The organism is Syntrophus buswellii (assembly GCF_046097065.1).
Lineage (GTDB): Bacteria > Desulfobacterota > Syntrophia > Syntrophales > Syntrophaceae > Syntrophus > Syntrophus buswellii.
In genome coordinates this window covers 1,303,188-1,323,928 of record NZ_CP175563.1, presented here as the reverse complement: position 1 = coordinate 1,323,928, position 20,741 = coordinate 1,303,188, and the positions used below count along the sequence as shown (strand labels likewise).

Annotated in this window: 15 protein-coding genes; 7 read left to right on the top strand and 8 right to left on the bottom strand. The window is 58.7% G+C overall.

The window, feature by feature from the left end; all coding sequences use genetic code 11:
- The first annotated feature begins 291 nt into the window (after positions 1–291).
- Positions 292–1,797: a diadenylate cyclase gene (locus ACJ77P_RS05905; RefSeq protein ID WP_367360454.1), complete on the top strand. Its 1,506-nt coding sequence runs from the start codon at positions 292–294 to the stop codon at positions 1,795–1,797.
- Positions 1,784–2,851 (top strand): magnesium/cobalt transporter CorA, encoded by a 1,068-nt coding sequence (gene corA, locus ACJ77P_RS05900; RefSeq protein WP_408999272.1) that lies wholly within the window; start codon positions 1,784–1,786, stop codon positions 2,849–2,851. Before ACJ77P_RS05905 ends, corA begins: the two co-directional genes overlap by 14 nt.
- An 84-nt stretch (positions 2,852–2,935) precedes the next feature.
- On the opposite strand, the gene ACJ77P_RS05895 is transcribed toward corA, so the two are convergent.
- The 8 genes from ACJ77P_RS05895 to ACJ77P_RS05860 form a co-directional block, all read right to left on the bottom strand.
- Positions 2,936–3,193, bottom strand: coding sequence for a hypothetical protein (locus tag ACJ77P_RS05895; protein WP_367360456.1), 258 nt, complete (start codon positions 3,191–3,193; stop codon positions 2,936–2,938).
- A gap of 22 nt (positions 3,194–3,215) precedes the next feature.
- Positions 3,216–4,673 carry an aldehyde dehydrogenase family protein gene (locus ACJ77P_RS05890; RefSeq protein ID WP_367360457.1) on the bottom strand — a complete coding sequence of 486 codons (1,458 nt, stop codon included), beginning with the start codon at positions 4,671–4,673 and terminating at the stop codon, positions 3,216–3,218.
- A 66-nt stretch (positions 4,674–4,739) separates the two neighbouring features.
- Entirely contained in the window at positions 4,740–6,176 is a 1,437-nt protein-coding gene (gatB, locus tag ACJ77P_RS05885; RefSeq protein WP_408999271.1) for an Asp-tRNA(Asn)/Glu-tRNA(Gln) amidotransferase subunit GatB, read from the bottom strand.
- Positions 6,177–6,178: 2 nt separating this feature from the next.
- Positions 6,179–7,378 carry an amidase family protein gene (locus tag ACJ77P_RS05880; RefSeq protein WP_367360459.1) on the bottom strand — a complete coding sequence of 400 codons (1,200 nt, stop codon included), beginning with the start codon at positions 7,376–7,378 and terminating at the stop codon, positions 6,179–6,181.
- Between the two features lie 14 nt (positions 7,379–7,392).
- The gene (aspS, locus tag ACJ77P_RS05875) at positions 7,393–9,510 is read right to left on the bottom strand and encodes an aspartate--tRNA ligase (RefSeq protein ID WP_367360460.1); all 2,118 of its coding nucleotides are present in this window, start codon (positions 9,508–9,510) and stop codon (positions 7,393–7,395) included.
- A gap of 143 nt (positions 9,511–9,653) precedes the next feature.
- Positions 9,654–11,123: an ATP-binding cassette domain-containing protein gene (locus ACJ77P_RS05870; RefSeq protein ID WP_408999270.1), complete on the bottom strand. Its 1,470-nt coding sequence runs from the start codon at positions 11,121–11,123 to the stop codon at positions 9,654–9,656.
- 123 nt (positions 11,124–11,246) lie between these two features.
- Entirely contained in the window at positions 11,247–12,620 is a 1,374-nt protein-coding gene (locus tag ACJ77P_RS05865) for a sigma-54-dependent transcriptional regulator (protein ID WP_408999269.1), read from the bottom strand.
- A gap of 20 nt (positions 12,621–12,640) precedes the next feature.
- Positions 12,641–14,431, bottom strand: a complete 1,791-nt coding sequence (locus ACJ77P_RS05860; RefSeq protein ID WP_367360463.1) for a PAS domain-containing sensor histidine kinase — start codon at positions 14,429–14,431, stop codon at positions 12,641–12,643.
- Positions 14,432–15,274: 843 nt separating this feature from the next.
- On the opposite strand from ACJ77P_RS05860, the gene ACJ77P_RS05855 reads away from it, so the two are divergent.
- The 5 genes from ACJ77P_RS05855 (at position 15,275) to ACJ77P_RS05835 (ending at position 20,624) form a co-directional block, all read left to right on the top strand.
- A complete protein-coding gene (locus ACJ77P_RS05855) occupies positions 15,275–16,612 on the top strand; it encodes an amidohydrolase (RefSeq protein ID WP_408999268.1) in 1,338 nt (445 codons plus the stop codon).
- A 462-nt stretch (positions 16,613–17,074) separates the two neighbouring features.
- On the top strand, positions 17,075–17,938 hold the full coding sequence (locus tag ACJ77P_RS05850) for a neutral zinc metallopeptidase (RefSeq protein WP_408999267.1): 864 nt from the start codon (positions 17,075–17,077) through the stop codon (positions 17,936–17,938).
- 39 nt (positions 17,939–17,977) lie between these two features.
- Positions 17,978–18,415 (top strand): hypothetical protein, encoded by a 438-nt coding sequence (locus ACJ77P_RS05845; RefSeq protein WP_408999266.1) that lies wholly within the window; start codon positions 17,978–17,980, stop codon positions 18,413–18,415.
- Between the two features lie 105 nt (positions 18,416–18,520).
- Complete coding sequence (locus ACJ77P_RS05840; RefSeq protein WP_408999265.1) at positions 18,521–18,877, top strand: dolichyl-phosphate-mannose-protein mannosyltransferase; 357 nt, start codon at positions 18,521–18,523, stop codon at positions 18,875–18,877.
- 64 nt (positions 18,878–18,941) lie between these two features.
- The gene (locus tag ACJ77P_RS05835) at positions 18,942–20,624 is read left to right on the top strand and encodes a dynamin family protein (RefSeq protein WP_408999264.1); all 1,683 of its coding nucleotides are present in this window, start codon (positions 18,942–18,944) and stop codon (positions 20,622–20,624) included.
- The last annotated feature ends 117 nt before the right edge of the window (positions 20,625–20,741 follow it).

The following is a 20,741-nucleotide window of genomic DNA, read 5'->3' as shown; positions in this document are numbered from 1 at the left end:
TGCCACCACCAGTTCATAGCGTATCGATTCGAATTCATCTTGTTCAACCCTTTCGGAAATCCTTCAATTCCTAAATGTGGTTGCTTTGTATCAGGAATGCTGAACTTTTGTCAAGGACAATTTTCTCTGTTCCCTAAAATTCCCCTTTGGTCATTCCTGCAGGCCTGCTGAAGAATTCTTTCGATAATTCAGTATGTTCTTGACACGATCCGGAAGCTTTTCATATAAAGAAACCTCCTAAAGAATGCACCTGGAAGTTTGCCGGACTCTCGGAACGAAAAGAAGGTTACTATGCTGTCTCGCATCTGGTCGATGCTCAAAAGTATTCAGATTCAGGATGTCCTTGACATCGCGATCATCGCCATCATGATCTCTGCGTTGCTGGTCTGGTTCAAGGATCGGGCGTCGCGATTCGTCCTCTTAGGTATCGGTGTCCTCGGCGTCATCTACATGCTGGCCCGCCTTTTCCAGCTCTACCTCACCACGCTCGTTCTCCAGGGGTTTTTTGCCAGCCTGCTCTTCGTCCTTGTCGTCATCTTCCAGGAAGACCTGCGCCGTTTCTTCGAACGTCTTGCCCTCTGGGGACGCTTTAAAATCAATCTTCGAGAAAAAGCCGGCGCGACGTCACCGGCGGAGGTCATCGCCTATACCGCAGACAATCTCGCCCGCCAGCGCATCGGCGCCCTGATCGTCATCGCCGGCAAGGATCCCCTGGACAGGCATCTCACCGGGGGCGTCCGCCTGGATGGCCTGCTCAGCGAAACACTCCTCGACAGCATTTTTGACCCTCATTCCAGGGGGCATGACGGAGCGGTTGTGATTCGCGACAATCGCGTCGAACAGTTCGGCTGCCATCTCCCCCTGACAAGCAACATCCACCCCAAGCGCCGCTACGGACTGCGACACACGGCCGCCATCGGCCTGTCTGAACGTTCCGATGCCCTTTGCGTCGTCGTTTCAGAGGAACGGGGCGTCGTGTCCGTTGCCCGGAGAGAGAAATTAACCGGGGTTGACAATGCGGCGGAGCTGAGAAACATTCTCGAAAATTTCTACGCTCAAAACGCACCCGCCCGGCCCCATCACCCGTTCCTGGCCTGGCTGAAGAAGAACCCCAAGGAAAAAGCCGTTGCCTTCGCGCTTGCCTTTATTTTCTGGCTTTCCTTCGGTTACCAAAGGGATTCGGTCCGAAGGGATTATTCCGTACCCATCGAGTATGTCAATCTCGCGCCCGACCGCATCCTGGAAGGCTCCCGCACAACCGAAGCCATGGTTTCCCTGACGGGATCTTCCCAGACGTTCCGGCTCCTGAGCCCGAACAAGCTTCGGGTTTCAATTGATCTTGATAACATCGAAACCGGCCGACACGACATACCCCTGACCGGGAGCATGGTCACCCTGCCGATCGGCCTGACGGTCAACAACATCAAGCCGGAGCACATAGCGATAACGGTATCACGGGTTGTTGAGGCCGATGTGCCCATCGAGGCCGTCATCAACTCACCCCCTCCCGGCTGGACGCTCCAGCGGACGCTGATCTCCCCACCCTTCGTCAGGATCCTCTTTCCCGACAGGCTGCGGTCCAAGCGGCTTCGAATCAAGACGGAGCCGATCCAGGTCCAGCCTACGGCAGATTTGCAGATCTTCGACGCCAAACTTGTTTTGCCGGCGGATGTTCACATGGAAGACGGCAAAACGCCCAAAGTGACGGTCACGGTAAGACTGACCAGGAACGTTTCGGACTCCTCCTCACATTCCCGGGAACCTTCTCAAGCGGAACTGGAACATGACTCGAACTAAAAAATCCCGCTCGGCCAAAGTCGGCCTGCCACCGGGCTCTCTCGTTCAGGTCGGGGAAAAGCTCACAGACACGTTCAACATATTCCTGGTCTATTATGACGAAGAATCCCTTCAGGAAATGGAGATCCGCAAGATAGCCGGTTGTTCAACCTTCCTCAGAAAAACCGGCGTAACCTGGATCCATGTTCAGGGCATGCCGGAAATCCCCGTTCTGGAAGAACTCGGCCTGCACTTCGGCCTCCATCCCCTCACCCTGGAGGACATTCTGAATACGGACCAGCGGCCGAAGACGGAAGATTACGGGGACTACCTCTTTATTGTGCTGAAGATGTTTTACAATGCCGGCTCCAGCAGGGAGGGCCTCCAGTCGGAGCAGATCAGCATCCTGTTCGGCTCCAATTTCGTCCTTTCCTTCGAGGAAAAAGAAACCGACACCTTTGAAGCGATCCGGGAACGACTCCGCAGCGTCAACGGACGGCTGAGAAAGAGCGCCGCAGATTACCTGGCCCACGCCCTCGTAGACGCCGTGGTGGATCACTACTTCCTGATCCTCGAACATATGGGCGAGAGAATCGAACAGTTGGAAGAAGAACTGGTAACAACCCCTTCGGCGGGATTCCTCAATGCCCTTCAGGGATTAAAGAAGGAAATGATCCTTCTGAGAAAATCCCTCTGGCCCCTGCGGGAAATGATCACCAGCCTGGAGCGCTCCGAATCTCCCCTCATCAGCAAGTCCTCCATGCTTTATTTCCGGGACATTTATGATCACACCATCCACATCATCGACACCCTGGAAACCTACCGGGACATGCTGTCCGGTATTCTGGACATTTATCTGTCCAGCATCAGCAACCGGATGAACGAAATTATGAAGGTCCTGACCGTCATCGCGACGCTCTTTATGCCTCTGACCTTCATTGCAGGAATTTACGGGATGAACTTCAAGTATATGCCCGAGTTGGAGTGGCGCTGGGGCTACGCCATGGTCTGGGTTTTTCTGCTGGCCACTGCGGCAGGAATGCTGCTGTATTTCCGCAAAAGGAACTGGTGGTAGGGGGCGGAACAGTGAGCAGGGCTATCGGGGAAAAGGCGCCCCCCCACGGGTGGGGGGACGCAGCGGATCGGCGTCCATCGGGTATCAGGATTCAAAAACCATCTTCTGGACCTGCAGTCCCGGGACCGCCCTCAGATTCTTTTCGAGATCATTACAGGCGCCTTCATCCCCGAAAAGTTCAAGAAGAAGCAGTCCGGAGGTTGAACACGTCTTTTCGTCCACTTCATGGAGACCGAGTCTTGTCTTGATGCTGCATCCATATTCGGTGAGCACTTTCTGAACCTGCTGTGCGTTCGCAACGCGGTTTGTAACGAGAATCCCGATTACGGTTCTGTTTGCCATGACTATCCTCCTCAATAAAAATTTACGCCTTTCCGACGCTTACACCTTCTCGACGGAAGCCGATCAGGGCCTTGGGCTCGAGAAACGCCTCGAAGCCGAAGTCGCCGCATTCGCGGCCGTTTCCCGACCGCTTGAAACCGCCGAAGGGCGCCGCCAGATCCATGAGGTCCAGCCCCGAGCCGTTGAGGGTGACCTGTCCGGCGGGAATGCGGTCGGCAAGGACGCGCAGCTCATCCATATCCCCTCCCTGGATGTAGGCGGCCAATCCGTACTCCGTGTCACTGGCCAGTTCAATGGCCTGCTCGACCGTGTCGTACCCCTGGATGACCAGCACCGGCCCGAAGATCTCCTCGCGCACGATGGTCATGTCCGGTGATGTGTCGGCAAAAACCGTCGGCTTCACATAATAACCCCTGTCGAACCCTTTGACCCGTCCCGGCCCGCCCGCCACGACGGTCGCCCCTTCGGCAATGCCTTTCTCGATGTACGCCTGGATCCGCTCATACTGATTTCCATTGACCACCGGCCCCATGAAGGCCCTGCTGTCCGGCGGGCCGGGCTGAAGCTTCTCCACCGCCTCCCTGGCGGCCTCTTTCACCTCTTCCATGCGGTCATTCGGCACGATCATGCGAGACGGGGCCGAGCAGGTCTGGCCGGCATTGAACATCAGCCCCCTCACACCACGCTCCACGGCGCCGGGAAAATCCGCAGACGGCAGGAGAATGTTCGGGCTCTTGCCGCCGAGCTCCTGATGGACCCGTTTCACGGTGTCGGCTGCGTTGCGCGCCACGTCGACGCCGGCCCGGGTCGATCCGGTGATGGAGACCATATCGATGCCGGGATGACTGGAGAGAGCCGTACCGACTGTTGGACCATCGCCGTAAATCATGTTGAACACGCCGGGGGGGACCCCGGCATTGTGCAGCAGCTCGGCGATAACCTGAGCGGAGAAGGGCGAATATTCCGACGGCTTCAATATGACGGAACAGCCCGTTGCAAGCGCCGGAAGCACCTTTGTCATAACCGTCACGGCAGGCCAGTTCCACGGGGTGATCAGGCCGCAGACACCGATCGGGGTCAGTCGCACCAGGGTGGTGCCCCGCAGCCTGTCGAATTCAAAGGTCCTGAGCGTCTCCACGGCGATCCGGGCATGGTGTAGAGCCCCGGCGATGTGCGCCTGCCGTGAGACCCATTTCAACGCACCCATCTCCTCGCTGACGGCCTCGCATAATTCGTCATAACGCTGCTGAATGCCGTCAACGATCCGCTCCAGCAGGGCCAGCCTCTCCTCCCGCGGCGTACGGGAATAGCTCACAAACGCCTTGCGGGCCGCAGAAACGGCGCGATCGACATCTTCTTTCTCCCCGAGACGAATTCGGCCGGCAATCTCTTCTGTTGCAGGGTTGACGACGTCGAAGGTGCCGTGTCCGCTCGGCTCAACCCACCGGCCGGCCACGTAAAACGTGAGGTGATTTCTCATGGATCTGCTCCTTTGCCGGAATATTCCGCCGCGGCCGAAGGGTCCGTCACGATGGGGACCTGCCGCCTATGAGGCGGCACCCAGTTTTTTGGCAAGCAACTCCCGTATGATCTTCGGATTGGCCTTCCCGCCGGAGGCCTGCATCACCCGGCCGATGAGAAATCCCATGGCTTTGCCCTGTCCGCGCCGGAAATCGGCAACAGCCTCCGCCTGTTCCTCCAGCACCCCGTCGATCATGGCGTCCAAGGCGTTTGGATCGGATACCTGCCGGAATCCAAGGGCCCCCACGATTTCTTCCGGCGCTTCATCGCCGTCGAAGAGGCGGACAAGCACCTCCCGTGCGGCGTTGGCGTTGATTTCATCCCTGGAGAGCATGTTGAGCAGCGCGGCAAAGCGGGCCGGCGTCACCGGCGTACCGGCCAGCTCCTGACACCGCTCTCTGACGGCGGGCGCCAGCTGCGTAGTCAGCCAGTGCATGGCCGTGCGCGGCGCGATTCCTTGATCGATCAACGCGTCGAAGTAGTTTGAAACCTCCGGGTCCGAACTCATGAAGGTCGCCTCTTCTCCGGTGAGGCCGTACTGCGCAACAAAACGCTCGGCCCGCTCGGCAGGCATTTCCGGAAGACGCGAACGCATCGCTTCGATCCATTCCCCTGACAGTTCAATGACCGGCACCGTGGGGTCCGGAACGCAGGGGCCCTCAAACTTCCCCCGCATCGCAAGGGTGACTTTCTTTTCCGGATCCCAGAGGCGGGTGTGGAGGGTCACCGCCTCTCCCGCCTGCACGGCCGCACTCTGGCGGCTGATCTCGTAGGCGATGGCATCGCCCACGTGGCGGATGGAATTCATATTTTTCACTTCCACCTTGGTGTTCATCTGGCCCGTCCCCCGGGGACGGATGGAAATGTTCGCATCGACGCGCATCGTGCCGTTTTCCATGCTGCACTCGGAGGACCCGACATAACGGACCCGTGTGCGCAGCGCCTTGAGGAATTCCATCGCCTGATGGGGCGTATGAAAGTCCGGTTCCGTGACGATCTCGACCAGGGGCGCGCCGGCGCGGTTGAAATCCACCAGGCTGATGGGAGACCGCCCTTCCATTTCATGGACCAGCTTGGCGACATCCTCCTCCATGTGGATATGATGAATGCGAAGTTTGCTGGGTTTGCCTTCTTCGTCCGTGATGGTGACGGTTCCGCCGCGCGAAAGGGGAAGATGCGCCTGGGAGAGCTGGTAGCCCTTGGGAAGATCCGGATAGTAGTATACCTTCTGGTCAAAGGCGCTTCTGGGCTGAAGATCCGCCCCAAGCCCCAGGCACAGAAGAGAAGCCTTTTCAACGGCCTCACGGCTCAGACGGGGAACGGCACCGGGAAGCCACAGGCAGGTGGGGCAGATATTGGTGTTGGGTTCGTCGCCGGGGCGGTTGGGGCAGTCGCAGAACAATTTCGTTGCGCAATTGAGTTCAACATGAATTTCCAATCCGATGACCGCTTCAAATTCCATTGCTAGTTACCTCCCTTGCCCATGGTCAGAAGATGCCCGCCCAGGTCGAGGAGACGCGCGTCGCTGAGCCTCGGGGCAACCAGTTGAACCCCCGGCTGATCTTCGCCCGTGGCCGATGGAAGGTACAACACGGGCTGACCGGTTACATTGGCGAAAGCCGTCAGGGAAAACCGGGCGTAGAGGTCGGTTATCGACGCCGGGTCACCGGATGAGGCGCCGCTCACAGCCGGCAGGACCAGGAAGTCCACCTGCGACAGAATTCCAGCCATCTCCTTGACCAGACGGGCGCGGATGCGGCAGGCGTTTTCATAGGCGTCGTAGCGCTCAAACTGGAAAAAGGCGCCCTGAAACAGATAGCTCTTCACCAGCGGTCCAAAGGCCGCGCCGCGTGAGAGGAGATACATCTCGTTCCAGTTTCTGGCCCCCGGGATGCGCTGACCGTAACGGACCGAGTCGTAGCGCCCGGCACAGGAAGAGGCTTCCACGGAACCGACGATGTTATGGACAAGCGAAAACAGGGGAAATTCCGGCAGGGAGATCTCCCGTATGGCAAAGCCCGCCCGATTCAGATCTTCCACGGAGGCGCTGAAGGCGTCCTTATGCCCGCCGTTCAATTCGCCCTGAGCTTCGGCAAGAACGCCGACGGTCGTCGTCTGCGGGTCCACCGGCCGGGGGGAAAAATCCGGGATCTCCTCTCCGGGAAGGGAAAAATCCCTGTCGTCCGGTCCGGCCACGGCCTTGAGAATCTCCCGAAGAGTCTCCAGGCTTCCGGAAAGGAGCCCGCAGCATTCCATGGACGGGATCAAACCGACCACACCGAAGCGGGACACCAGGCCGTAGCTCGGTTTGAAACCGCAGCAGGCTGCGCGCGAAGCGGCCAGGCGGCTCTCTCCCGTCAGGTCTAACACAAGCTCGGCATCGGCTTCCCTACGGGAAATTGCCTCGCCGGCCCTGCTTCCCTCCAGGCCGAAGCCGAATTCGCTCATGCGCGTTGACCCGCACAACGAGGCCCCGGCCTGACGGAGCCGCTGCACAAGGGTTGCGTCCTCCAGCGCCGTAAAATTGGCAAGGGCCTTTGAACCTGCGTCTGTCGGCCAGGATGCCACGGAAATGTTCGGCTGAATCGCAATGTTCACCCCCTGTAACGGACCGCCCCCGGAAAGGCTGTTTTCAGGACTGCGATAGAAAAATATTGAATCCATTCAAATGTCTCCCCTTATTCCAGAATGCTGGCCACCTTGAAGTAATTCCCCTTGACCGCCGGCGCGCTCTTGAGCAGCTGGTCCCGGGAAAGAGCGGATTGCCCTTCGACGGTTCCCGGCCGCATACGGTTGGCTGCGGGGGCGACGGTCGCCATCGGCTCCTCAGCCCCCGCCTTGTCAGCGGCAAGCGACGCCAGCTCGTCGGCCTGAGACAGGACCTTCTCCAACTGCGGACGCTCCTCCGCGGCAATGCCGATTCGCGAGACCCAGGACAGGTGATCGATCCTGTTTTCCCCTTCGGCTGTTCCCGGCAGAACATCCCGGCCTCCGAGATTCAGAAGCCCCAGTTCAGCCAGCTGTTCATTCTTGACCGCAGAAGGTGCACCGGTCAGAGGGCAGACGGCACGGCGGTTTTTAGGAAAGGCGATCACTTCGCGGATGGACGGGGTTTGCAGAATCATCGACACGGTGCGGTCCATGCCCAGCGCCAGGCCGCCGTGGGGAGGCGGACCGAAATCGAAGGCCCGCAGGAAAAAGCCGAATTTTTCCCTGGTCTCTTCTTCACTCAGCCCAAGGGCGGCAAAGATCTTTTTCTGCAGGCTGCGGTCGCTGATGCGGATGCTGCCGCCGCCGAGCTCCTCGCCGTTCATGACGAGGTCATAGGCCCGTGAACGCAGCTTCAACAGCTCCTCAACATTTTTCGGATCGAAATCGGTGCACTCCGGAGCGGTGAAGGGATGGTGGCTCGAGGTGACGCCCCCTTCCCCGTCCTCCTCAAACAGGGGGAACTCTGTAATCCAGACCGGAGAGAAGCTGCCGGCGGGGATGATCCCCAGCCGATTCGCCAGGTGCAGGCGCAGTTGGCCGAGTACGGATGTCACAACGCGGTAGGAGGGGTCGGCAATCATGATCAGAACGTCCCCGTCTTCAACGTCAAATCTCCTGCGCAACGCCTCCAGCTCGTCGGTGCTGAAAAACTGGACAATATTGGACTCAAGCTTACCCCCTTCGGCGCGCATCCAGGTCATGCCCTTGGCGCCGAAGGACGGCACGATCTCCCTGGCATACTCGTTCTGCAGGACATTCTTGCTGAGCCTTTCGGACTGGCCCTTGATGTTGATGCCCTTGATGCAGCCGCCACGCTGCAGAATCTGGCGGAAGATCGAATAATTCGTTGAGGAAAAAAGATCCGTCACATCAACAAACCGAAGGCCGAAGCGCAGGTCGGGCCGGTCGGATCCCGTTGAGTCCATCGCTTGAGCATAGGTCATGCGGGCGAAGGGTCGGGCCAGGGCGATACCGCCGACGGCGAACATCCGGACGGTCAGCTCTTCGATCAGATCATAGAGAAATTCCTCATCGATGAAAGAGGCTTCGATGTCCAGCTGGGTGAATTCCGGCTGCCGGTTGGGGCGGAGGTCTTCATCGCGGAAGCAGCGCGCCAGCTGAAAGTAGCGCTCCATGCCGCCGATCATGAGGAGTTGCTTGAAGAGCTGCGGCGACTGGGGCAGCGCGTAAAAATTCTTCGGATGGATGCGGCTCGGCACCAGGTAGTCACGTGCGCCTTCGGGCGTGCTCATGGTCAGCACCGGCGTCTCAATTTCCAGGAACCCCCGCGAATCGAGAAATTCCCGGACGCATTGAAAGATGCGGTGCCTTGCAACCAGGTTGTCCCGCATCGAAGGGCGGCGGATATCCAGGTACCGGTACTGGAGGCGCAGATCCTCGGCCACGCTTTCCGCACCCGCTGACTGGGCGCCCGCCACCATGGCCTTTTCGGAAACGGCAAAGGGCGGCGCATCCGACTCCGACAGCACGGTCAATTCCGTGACCAGCACTTCGAGATTTCCCGTTTCGATATGGGGATTTTCCGTCCCTTCAAGCCTCTTTCTCACCTCGCCGCTGACGGTGATGCAGTATTCGGAACGCAGCGCCGCCGCACCCCGGCAGACGTCGCTGAGCGCGACTTCCGGGCTGAACACGATCTGCACAATGCCGCTCCGGTCACGAAGGTGGATAAAAATCAACCCCCCGTGATCCCGGGATGCATCCACCCATCCGGCAAGAAGCACCCTGCGGCCCACATCCTCCAGGGTCAGCTGCCCGCAAAAGACGCGCTGGGAATAAAACATGAGAAAAGTCCTTTCTTATTCAACGATTAAGGTACGGAAGCACGAATGTGTACCGTGAAGGATATCAAAACTGATCCGATGTTTCAACATTTTAGCGAGGAAGGCCGGTCGCGATCGCCCCTTTTCCCCTTCGCGCCACCCGTTCAACGCTTTCCACCAAGATCGAGGACATGCTGGATGCAGGGGATCATCTCCGTTTCATGGTGCGTGACATAGATCATTGCCGTCACGTGCCGTCGGCCGATCTCTTCCATCAGCGCCAGGACCATGTCCCGATTCGATGGATCCAGCCCCTGGCAGGGTTCGTCCAGGATGAGCAACTCCGGGGATTTGATCATGGCCCGTGCGACAAGGACCAGGCGCTTCTCCCCGTAGGAGAGCTGGTTGAAGGGCTTGTCGGCCCGGTCTTCCATGCCGATGCAGGCAAGCCAGGAGTCGGCCAGGGCTTTCTGCTCCGCGTCCACCTTGCGGTACAGGCCGATGGAGTCAAAAAGCCCGGAGAGGAGCACCTTCCGGACATCAACGGGTTTGCGGTAGCGGAGCTGCAGCTCGGGTGAAACCAGGCCGATCCTCCGCCGTATCTCCCAGATGCTCTCGCCGCCCCCTCTTTTGTGGCCGAAGAGCCTGACCTCGTTGGCATAAACCTGGAGGTTATCCCCGGTGATCAGGGCCAGCAGGGTTGTTTTTCCAGAGCCGTTGGGTCCGACGACGGCCCAGTTCTCTCCACGCCGGACGCTCCAGTTCAGCCGGTCCAGGACGACAACTTCGCCGAAAGCGACATGAACGTTCCTCATCTCAACCAGGATGTCCGCAGCCGGTTCCGCCTTGCGGGCCGCTGTCGGGATCGGCCGGGGCAGGGACCTCGGAGAGATTCCTCTTTCGGAAAAGAGCTTCAACTTCTCCGTCGTACCGAGTTCTTCACGCTTTCCCGCTCCGGCGACACGGCCGTCCCGGATCACCAGGACGTGGGATATGCCGGGGATAATTTCTTCCGGGCGCTGTGTGATCAGCAGGATCTGCGTCCCCGTTGACATGAGCGCGGAGATCGCCCGGCCCAGGGATTCCCGGCTTGCCGCATCAAGACCTGCAAACGGCTCGTCCAGGATCAGAAGTTTCGGATGAGAACGCAGGGCCCGGGTGATCAGGACTTTTCGGATCTCCCCGTTGGAGAGAACCCGGATGCTCCGGCCCAGCAGGCAGCGGACACCCAGGAGGTCGTCGAAGGGTTCCACAGAGGCCCCATCCATGTCCCCGATTCCCAGCACCTCTCCGGCGGTCAGGCCACAGGCCTTCCCGCTGAATGCCTGGAAATCCTCCAACCGGGCTTCACGCAGCAGGATTTCCTCCTGAAGTTCAAAGGACAGGTAGCCGATCCTCTCCCCGGCCACCTCCGGTGCATGGCGGATCAGCTCCCCCCGTACGATCGGCACATCTCCCTTGATCGCCCGCGCCAGAACGGATTTCCCCGATCCGTTCGCCCCGAGGATCGCCCAGTTCTGGCCCGTGCGGATTTCCCAGCATGTACCGGGCAGAAGCAGAACGTCCCTTCTCCGGAGTGTTACCTCCCGAAGGGTGAGGAGCGGCATTTCCCTTTCTTCGCGCCTTTGGTCCATAGGCAGGCCTTTATGGATCGTACCGGAAGCCGTCGGTTATTTCCAAAGGCGGAAAGGACTGCCGCCTGGAAGTTTCTCATAAAAAACCCGCCTTTTGTTGCGGGTCCGGGCAAGGGAGCCCGTTCAGGATTTCAATCCGTACTTCTTCAGCTTATAGCGGAGCATCCGTTCGCTCAGCCCCAGCATCTCCGCGGCCCTGGTCTGGTGGTCGCCCGTTTTCTCCATGGCCTCCTTGATCATCTGCCTTTCAAGCTGTTCCATGGCGCTGCGGAGCCTGCCGTCCCCCTCTTCCGGCATGCCTCCGCCGGACGAGGCGGCCATCGCCTCTTCCCGGAAAGGCAGGTCCTCCAGGGAAAGGACTTCATTCCTGGCGATGACCACGGCCCGCTCGATGATGTTTTCCAGCTCCCGGACGTTTCCGGGATAGTCGTATTTCATGAGAAGGTCCCTGGCCTCGCTGCTGATGCCCACGATGTCCTTGCCGTTTTCCGCGACAAAGCGCTTCAGGAAGTGATCGATGAGGGCGGGAATGTCCTCCCGGCGCTCTCTGAGGGGCGGAATGGACATGACCACCACATTGAGCCGATAAAAAAGGTCCTCACGGAATGTTCCCTCCTTGACCATCCCCTCCAGATCGCGGTTCGTGGCGCTGATGATCCGGACATCGGCGCGGATGTTCGTGTTTCCCCCGACGCGCTGGAATTCCCTCTCCTGGAGGAAGCGCAGAAGCTTGACCTGAACGGGCATCGTCAATTCCCCGATTTCATCGAGGAACAGGGTGCCGCCGTCCGCCTCTTCGAACCTCCCGATCCGCCGGGCCGACGCCCCGGTGAAGGCCCCTTTTTCGTGGCCGAAGAGTTCGCTTTCAATGAGGCTTTCAGGAAGGGCGCCGCAGTTGACCGTCACGATGGGCTTTGACGACCGCGGACTGAGCTGGTGGACCAGGCGGGCCAGCAGCTCCTTCCCTGTGCCGCTCTCACCCTGAAGAAGGATCGTGGCACGGCTCGAGGCGACCCGGGCGGCCATGCTGGTGAGGGCCGCCATTTTCTGGCTTCCGTAAATGATCGAGTCGGTCGTGACTCCCTGTTCCTTGAGCTGCCTGCGGAGGATCTCGTTCTCCCGCAGCAGGGTCCTCCGCTCCGCCACCCGGTCGAGAAGAAGCAGCAGTTCATCAAATTCGAGGGGCTTGGTGATGTAGTCCACCGCGCCGGCCTTCATGGCGTCCACGGCCGTTTCAATCGTCCCGTAGGCGGTGATGATCACCACATCCGTTTCCGGGTTGAGCCGCTTGACTTCCTGGAGGACCTGCATCCCGTCCATGCCGGGCATCTTATAATCCAGCAGGACCAGGTCAAAGGCCCCCGTTGTCATGGATTGCAGCGCTTCTTCTCCGCTGCCCGCTTCCTCAACGGTGTGGCCTTCTTTGCGCAGGAAATCACGGAGCATTTCCCGCTGTGACTGGCCGTCCTCGACGACGAGGATATTCAGACTCTTCATGGCAATCGATACCGCCCGTTCTATGTCCTGGCATTTGATGGATTCTCCGTCGTTCTTTCCGACGGGAGAATCACTTCAAAGGTCGTCCCTTCCTTTTCCCGGCTCAGGACACGAATCTCCCCGCCATGTCCGCGGATGATCTCGTGCGCAAGAGACAGGCCGAGCCCCAGCCCCTTCTGCTTGGTCGTATATTCCGGGTTGAAGATTTTTTCCACCTCTTCCGCCGTCATTCCGCAGCCCGTATCGGAGATGCGGATAATCCGGGAATTGCGGCCATCGGCATGGAGGGAAATCTCGATAGAGCCTTCTCCGGAGATCGACTCCATGGCGTTCTTCACGAGGTTGAACAGCGCCTGCTGGAGCTTGTCCACATCCATGGGAATGATTTCAGGGTCGTCGCTCCAATCCGTTTTCAGAACAATTCCCCGGAAGGCGGCCTCCTCCCGGATCAGGTCCGTCATCTTCCGGAGGATTTCGGTAATGGAGTAATCGCGCATTTCCAGCCGGCGGCTCTTGGAAAAGGTGAGAAACTCTTCGATAATCCCGTTCAAGCGCCGAATTTCATCCCGGATGACGCCGGCCATATTCTGGAACTCAGCCGCTTTCTCCGGATCCGCCGGCATGAATTCCCGTTTGAGCCGCTGGCTGGCCATGCTGATGGCGTTGAGGGGATTGCGGATTTCATGGGCCACCCCGGCAGCCAGCTGGCCGAGGGAGGACAGCCGCTCCGCCTTTTCCAGGCGCCGCTCCATTTCGATAATCCCGGCCAGGTGGCGGTTCTGGTTCTGATAGAGCAGCCACATGGCGAGGATCGCAACGACAAGCGTAAAGAACAGGGAAAGAAACATGCTTCGGCGGTTTTCAGACAGGATTTTTTCGGCGCTTTCCCTTTTCAGGCCGATGCGGGCGACGCCGCCCACCCGGTCGCTGAGCTGAAAGGGCGCGGTAATATCGAGAATGGGCTGCTTTCCAAAGGTCATCTTCCGCGTTTCCATGCTTTTCCGGCCTGAGGAGACGCTGTGGAAGGCGGAGTCCAGATTCTTCCAGGGACCGGGAAGCTTTCCCGCCTGGCCAAGCAGTTTTCCATCGTGATCCCTGATCACGAGATAGAGAAGTTCACGCCCCTCGCCAAGCTTTTCCATGGCCTTCTCAACAGAAACCCTCAGTGCCCAGTAGCGGATAGCGTCCCTCTTCAGGGCGATCACCACCGTGCCGCTGTCATCCGCCCGCCGAAGGGCCACAAAATTGATGTTCTGCTGCTGAAGGGAAGAGATCAGATTGGCGCCGCTGGATACGGCAGGAAACCGATCCTTTTCGCCGTTTCCGCTGACAGGGGATTGGACGTACTGGCCGGAAAAAACGATGCTCCCCGCCTTGTCGATGACCGCAATCAGCCAGAGATTCTCCCGTTCGGCAATGGCATGAAGATATTCGTTGCTGATTTGATCCGTCTGCCACTTTTCATCCACATCCCGACCGATGACGGCCAGGGCGGAGGTCAGCCAGTTTTCCGGAGAGAAAGATTCTTCCCGGAGAGGGGTAAAGGTGGGTGCATTTTCATGCTGGGCAGCCTGAATCAGGGTTTTCAGGTTGTCCTCCGCCATCTTCCGCACAACGCTTATCGTAGCCAGGCCCTGGTTTTCCATGAGCCCGGTGAGTGAACGGTCGCTTCGCCGGATGTCCATAATGCCCATGAACAGGAACAGGGCGATAAAAACGACGCAGGCGATCGCCACGGAAATGGGCTGCAGAAACGAACGCTCATGGCCGGACACGGAATCCTGCCAGATCACTTTTTCCTCATCTTTCATGTCATGTTTCCCGCTGACGGTCCCTGGAGGGGTCAGCCCTCCGGTATTTCAACTCCGCCACGATCGACATCTTAGGGTGATCCATCAAAAAGTCAACCCCTTAAAATCGGGGCATCCAGAGGGGGGGGGATGGACCATGAGAATCACGGGAAGCCTTGGGCAGCCGGAACAAACTGGAAAATCCGCAACGGGGCAATCGGCGCGGTGCTTTCGGCCGGCAAAGTTTCCAGCGAATTCCGGCCCGGAAGAGTCTGGAGCGGATCGGAAGCCCTGCGCTTGAAAGCGCCAGAACCGGCAGCAGGCTCGAGGCAGGGGAGAACCGGCGTAGATCGCCTGGAACATCGATGGGCCGCTTTCGACAATATTGTCGAAGGGCGACATAACGGGACACCGTTGCATCTTCTTGTTCTTTCATGGTTTTTTAAAAAGGCTGATCTCATCTGTCGACATTTCTTGCCTCTGGGAAAAAGCCTCTTTTTATCCGCCCCTGAACCAAACTAAAATATAGAATCGTCATTTCAATATGTTACAGAATTATCACGCAACTGGCACAATCGATGCTTTCTTTAACGACAAAAGACGAAAATCCGGCGAATTCAAACGGGCAGAAGGAGCCGGGTTCCATAACTGAGAAAGCAATCCCGAAATCGTCTTATCCTCCTGGACTGAAGGGGAGCAAAAAGCTCCCCTTCAGTCTTTTTGCATGGGCCAACAAATCCCCCTATCCCCCCTTGCATTTTTCCGGGGCCATTATCCCGTTGAAGGAACACTCCTCTCCGTGCTAAATTCCTGCCACCCATTCCAACCGGAAGAGGTCTCGCACCTCTTCTCCAGAGGTCGTTGATGATAAAAACCGAACTGGATCTGCTGGTCTTCGGCAGTCTCCTCTTAACGATGTCGAGTCAGCAGGCCGTTGTCGAACACCCCGTCCTGGGCATCCGGGATGGAAAAATCGTTTTCGTCATGCCGAGAAAGGACTTCCAGGAAGGGGCCTATTGCGCAAAAAAAGTCCTGAACAGGCGCGATACCCTGATTATGCCCGGGCTGATCAATACCCATACCCACCTGGCCATGACCTGCTTCCGCGGCATGGCGGACGACCTCCCCCTGATGACCTGGCTTCATGAGCGCATCTTTCCCGCGGAAGCGCAGCATGTCAGCCCGCAGATGGTGTACGCCGGATCGCTCCTGGCCATGGCGGAGATGATCCTGTCCGGTACGACGACCTTCTGCGACAGCTACTTTTTCGTGGATTCCGTCGCCCGGGCAGCCATGGACGCGGGCATGCGGGCCGTTGTCTCCCAGGGATTCATCGATTTTCCCACACCGGACACCCCCGATCCGTCCCGGCAGCTGGACACCGTGGAACGGCTGATCGCCTCCTGGAAAGGCGCCTCGCCTCTGATCCAGCCCGCCCTCTTTTGCCACTCCCCCTACAGCTGCTCTCCGGAAACCCTTCTCCGGATCAAGGCGGCGGCCTCCCGGGAGAATCTTCTCTATATGCTCCACCTGTCCGAAACCCGCGAGGAGATTTCCCTGATTCAGGAGCGCTACGGCAGAAAGCCGGCGCTCTTTCTCCGCGATCTGGGAGTCCTCGATTCAGCGACCCTCGCCGTCCACTGCACGTGGCTCGACGAGGAAGAGATGGCGGTTCTCGCCGAATGCGGCGTCCGGGTTTCTCACGCCCCCCAGAGCAACATGAAGCTGGCCTCCGGAATCGCCCCCATCCCGGCAATGCAGGCCCGCAGGATTCCCGTCTCTCTCGGCACGGACGGCTCCGCCAGCAACAACGACCTGGACCTTTTCCGGGAAATGGACACGGCGGCCAAGATTCACAAGATCGCCACCATGGACCCGACCGTCATGAAAGCCCGCCAGGTGGTCCAGATGGCCACCCTCGACGGCGCCAAGGCCCTGGGACTGGAGGAGCGGATCGGGTCCATCGAGGCCGGCAAGGCCGCCGATCTCATTATCCTTGATTTGAATCAGCCGCATCTGACGCCGATGTACGACCCCTTTTCCCACCTCGTCTATGCCGCAACCGGATCGGATGTGCTCACCTCCATCATCAACGGCAACGTCGTGATGGAAAACCGGGAACTCCGTCACCTGGACCTGGATGCCATCATGAAGGAGGTCAAAGCGATTGCGAAAAGAATCAAAAAGGGTCATCGTGACTAAGCCGGTCCTCATCGGCGGGCAACGCCCGCTTTTCCTCCCTTCAAGGAGAGGAATGGCCTTCACCACGGAGACTCAATTCAACGATGCTTTCCCGGGCCACATAAGACAGGAATGACGGCCCCCTCTTGCCCGTGCCGGAAGAGCGGCTTCGCATGGCCCCCGCACCGGAATGGATGGTGCGGGAAGGCATGACGCTGACACGAAATGTTCTACTGAACAACCGGGACAGCCACAAAGGACCCCCATCCGGGGAAATTTCCTTGACATCACCAGAATCAGGAGTATGATGGAAGGTGTGCTAACTACCTGATTCATTTAACTTATAAGATACTTTGGATCAAGGAGCGCCAGGCCGGGGGCGGAGACATCTCAGCCCCCGGCACGGGCGGATGCAGGACGGGATCGTTCCCGGCGGATGAGCCGGTCCGGGAAGCCCGGCAATGAATTCAAGGGGGAGATGGAATGCGCTGGAGGGGCGAAAGACAAAGTGACAACGTTGAAGACCGTCGAGGCATGTCCCTTCCGCGCGGCGCCAAGGTGGGCGGCCTGAGCGGTCTGGGCATACTGGCGATTTTTGTGATCAGCATGTTGTTCGGCATTGACCCGTCCGCTGTCCTGCAGAACCTTTCGCAGCAGCAGCCTTCATCCGTCTCCGTTCCGCAGAGCGGTCAGACGGCTGGTAGTGACGACATGCGCGACTTTGTTGCCGTTGTGCTCGCGGAAACCGAAGATGTCTGGAGGAGCGAATTCCAGAAAATGGGGCGCACCTACCAGGAGCCGAAGCTGGTCCTTTTTTCAGGTTCCGTTGAATCGGCATGCGGGATGGCGGGTTCCGCCGTCGGTCCCTTCTACTGCCCGGCCGACCGGAAGGTTTATCTCGATCTGAGTTTTTTTGAGGAGCTGAGGACACGATTTGGCGTTTCCGGTGATTTTGCCGAGGCCTATGTCATTGCCCATGAGGTGGGCCACCATGTGCAGACGCTGCTGGGCATCACGGAGAAGGTGAACAGGCTGCAGCCGCAGCTGAACGCTTCGGAGAAAAACAGATTGTCCGTCATGGTGGAATTGCAGGCGGACTGCCTCGCAGGCGTCTGGGCTCATCAGACGGAGAAGAGCCGCAGGATCCTCGAAGCCGGAGACATTGAAGAGGGGCTCAATGCCGCCAGTGCGATCGGCGACGACCGGATTCAGAAAAGTTCGCGGGGCTATGTTGTTCCGGACTCCTTTACCCATGGGAGTTCCGCCCAGCGGGTGCGCTGGTTCAAGACCGGGCTCGAAAACGGAACGTTCCAGGGCTGCAACACCTTCAACACTGACCAGCTGTAGGACTTCGGCGCGCGTTACAAAGGAAAAAGTGCGGAAAAGATGAATCCCATGAAAATCATGGTCTCGTTGTTCAAATACTGCTGGGTTCTCCCGGTATCATGCATCGGCATGATACTGCTCCCCTTTGTTCTTCTCTCCGGGGGGGGCGTCTCTTTTGCGACCGGCGCCATCGAGGCGCAGGGGGGTCTGCTGCCTGCCCTGTTGTCCTCACGCCGCTTTCGATTCTCCATTGCCGCGTTGACCGTCGGCCACGTCATTTTCGGCCCGGACCGCGACAGCCTCCGGCGTTGCCGCGATCACGAGCATGTTCATATCCGGCAATACGAACGCTGGGGGCCTTTTTTACCCCCTCTTTACCTCCTGTCGAGCGCCGCGGCCCTGCTTCGTGGCCGGGATCCATACCGGGACAACAGGTTTGAACAGGAAGCCTTTCGTCTTTCGGACCCCTCGGATGGGCCACAGGGGCAGAGAGCTTAACTCATCTGAGAGTCTCAAGGTTTTTTTCTAAGAAGCAATCTCCCGTCGTAAAGGGGCGGGTGGCTCTTAAACGGAACGTTTCTTTTGGCAGGAAGGAGGAGAAAAATGGACTTCAAAAAAATTGTTGATCAGGTCAAGGATGCGGCTGAGGACCTGAAGGAGAAGGCCGGGGCGAAGATCAAGGAGGCCCGTGAAAATCTGGATCAGGACCATGACAACATCCCCGATGCCCTGGAAGGCCTGACGGACAAAGCCAAAAAACTGGCGGAACAGGCGGAGGCAAAGGCCAAGGAACTGGCGGAAAAAGCGGAGGACACCTTTGATGAGGCAGCGGACAGGCTGGGGAAGATGGCGGACCAGACCAAGGCCAAATTGGGCGAAGTCAAGGACGAAGCGGAGAAGGCCGTAGGCCAGGCACGCGAGAAACTGGGAATGTCGGACAAGGACGTAAAAAAGAGCTAGCTCCGGGAATCGATGTTCAAAACTTCCAGGGACGCTTCCCTCACATGAACCGAGAGGAACAACCATGACGGTACAACAGCGTGTCCTCAGCCCGGAACTGAAAAGGAAATACGACTGGCTGAGGGATGTTCTCCAGCGATGCCTGTCGCTGGCCGACGCATGCGCGGAAAGCGAGTCCTCGTCGATTCTGAGGGAGCGTCTCCTGCTTCTGCAGTCGGCGGCGCTCTTTGTCATTGTCGGCGAGGTGAAGTCGGGCAAGAGCAGCTTCATCAACGCCCTTCTCGGAGAAAATGTGTGCGAGGTTGCACCGGATCCCTGCACGGCGGTCATCCAGGAACTGGTCTATGGCGAAGAGTACTCAAAGACGGTCCTGGGGGATTTCTGGGAGAGGGTTCGTCTGCCCAGGGCGGTCCTTCAGGACATAACCATCGTCGATACGCCCGGAACGAACTCCGTCCTCCGCAATCACCAGACGATTACGGAAAACTACATCCCCAAGAGCGATCTCGTCGTCTTCGTTTTTCCGGCCAAGAATCCCCATACCGCGACGGCATGGGAGCTTCTCTCCTTTGTGCGGCAGGACTGGCACAGGAAGACCGTCTTCATTTTGCAGCAGGCTGATCTTGCCACCCAGCAGGAGCTGGCCATCAACTCGGACCGGGTGAGGCAGTACGCCCGCGAGCGCAACGTCCAGAACCCCATCTTATTTACGGTCTCCGCGAAGCGGGAAATGGAGGGAGCGTCGGACAGCGGTTTTGCGGAGTTTCGGGAATATCTGCGCAACACCGTGGAGAGCGGCGAGGTCTGGAGCATGAAACTGGAGGTGTCACGGGACACCGTCCGGAAAATCGCCGGCGACCTGCTTGCGAAACTTCGCACGGAGGAGGCCTCCATTGCGGAGGACAAGGCCTTCTACCAGGACCTCCTGGCCAGGGTGGACGGGCGCCGTGAGAAGGCGCTTTCGCTCAGGCGGCTGGTGGTGGACAGTCTGGGCGTTTCCTATGACCGTCTTGCCTCCGGACTTGAGGAGGATTTCCGGCAAGGCTTGGAGATCGGGACGATCCTGCGCCGCTCCATTCCCTTCCTTCGCGATAAGGATGTAAAAACATGGATCAACGAAACCCGCGAAACGTTCGAGCGAACGGCTGAAAAAGAGATTGAGGCCGAGTCCTCCCGCATTTCAAAGGACCTCTCCGATGAGATGAAAACCATGCTCGATGATCTGACCACGGCCATCGAGCACCGGCGGGAGGGGCAACAAAAGGCCGGATATCCCGCCGCCGCGGACCGCATGGAGATCCTCGAACGGCTTCGGCACCAGCTCCAGGACCTCCGCATCTCAGACATCGTCACCGAAAAAGGCGTTCAGGGCTCCGAACTCGGCAAACTCACGCTGACCGGCGGGGGGATTGCGGCCATTGGCGCTGTCATCGCCATGGCAACGCACCTCATCGCCTTTGACATAACCGGCGGTATCCTGACCGCTTTAGGGACCGGCCTGGTCGCCGCAACACTGCTCTGGAAGCGTTCGGCGCTCATGAATGAATTCTCGGAAAAGATGACGACATCACGAAATGAGTTCCGGGAGCGCCTGGATCGAGAGATCTCTTCCATGTTCGAGCGGCTTTTCCTTGAAATTCAATACGACCTCAAAGAGCCGTTGTCGCGCCTCGACGAAAAAACATCCCGGATTGGTTCCCTCATCGAGGAGGCGCGGCGCATCCGGGATGCTGCCGATCTGCTGTAAAACCGATGCGGAACGGCCCGCCGGGCCGACTCCACGCGATCCCACGGACTTCCAGGTATTCCGCAACGGCATTCCAAGATTCTCCTTTCCATCCCCATCCCGCCTTCAGCCGTCGAC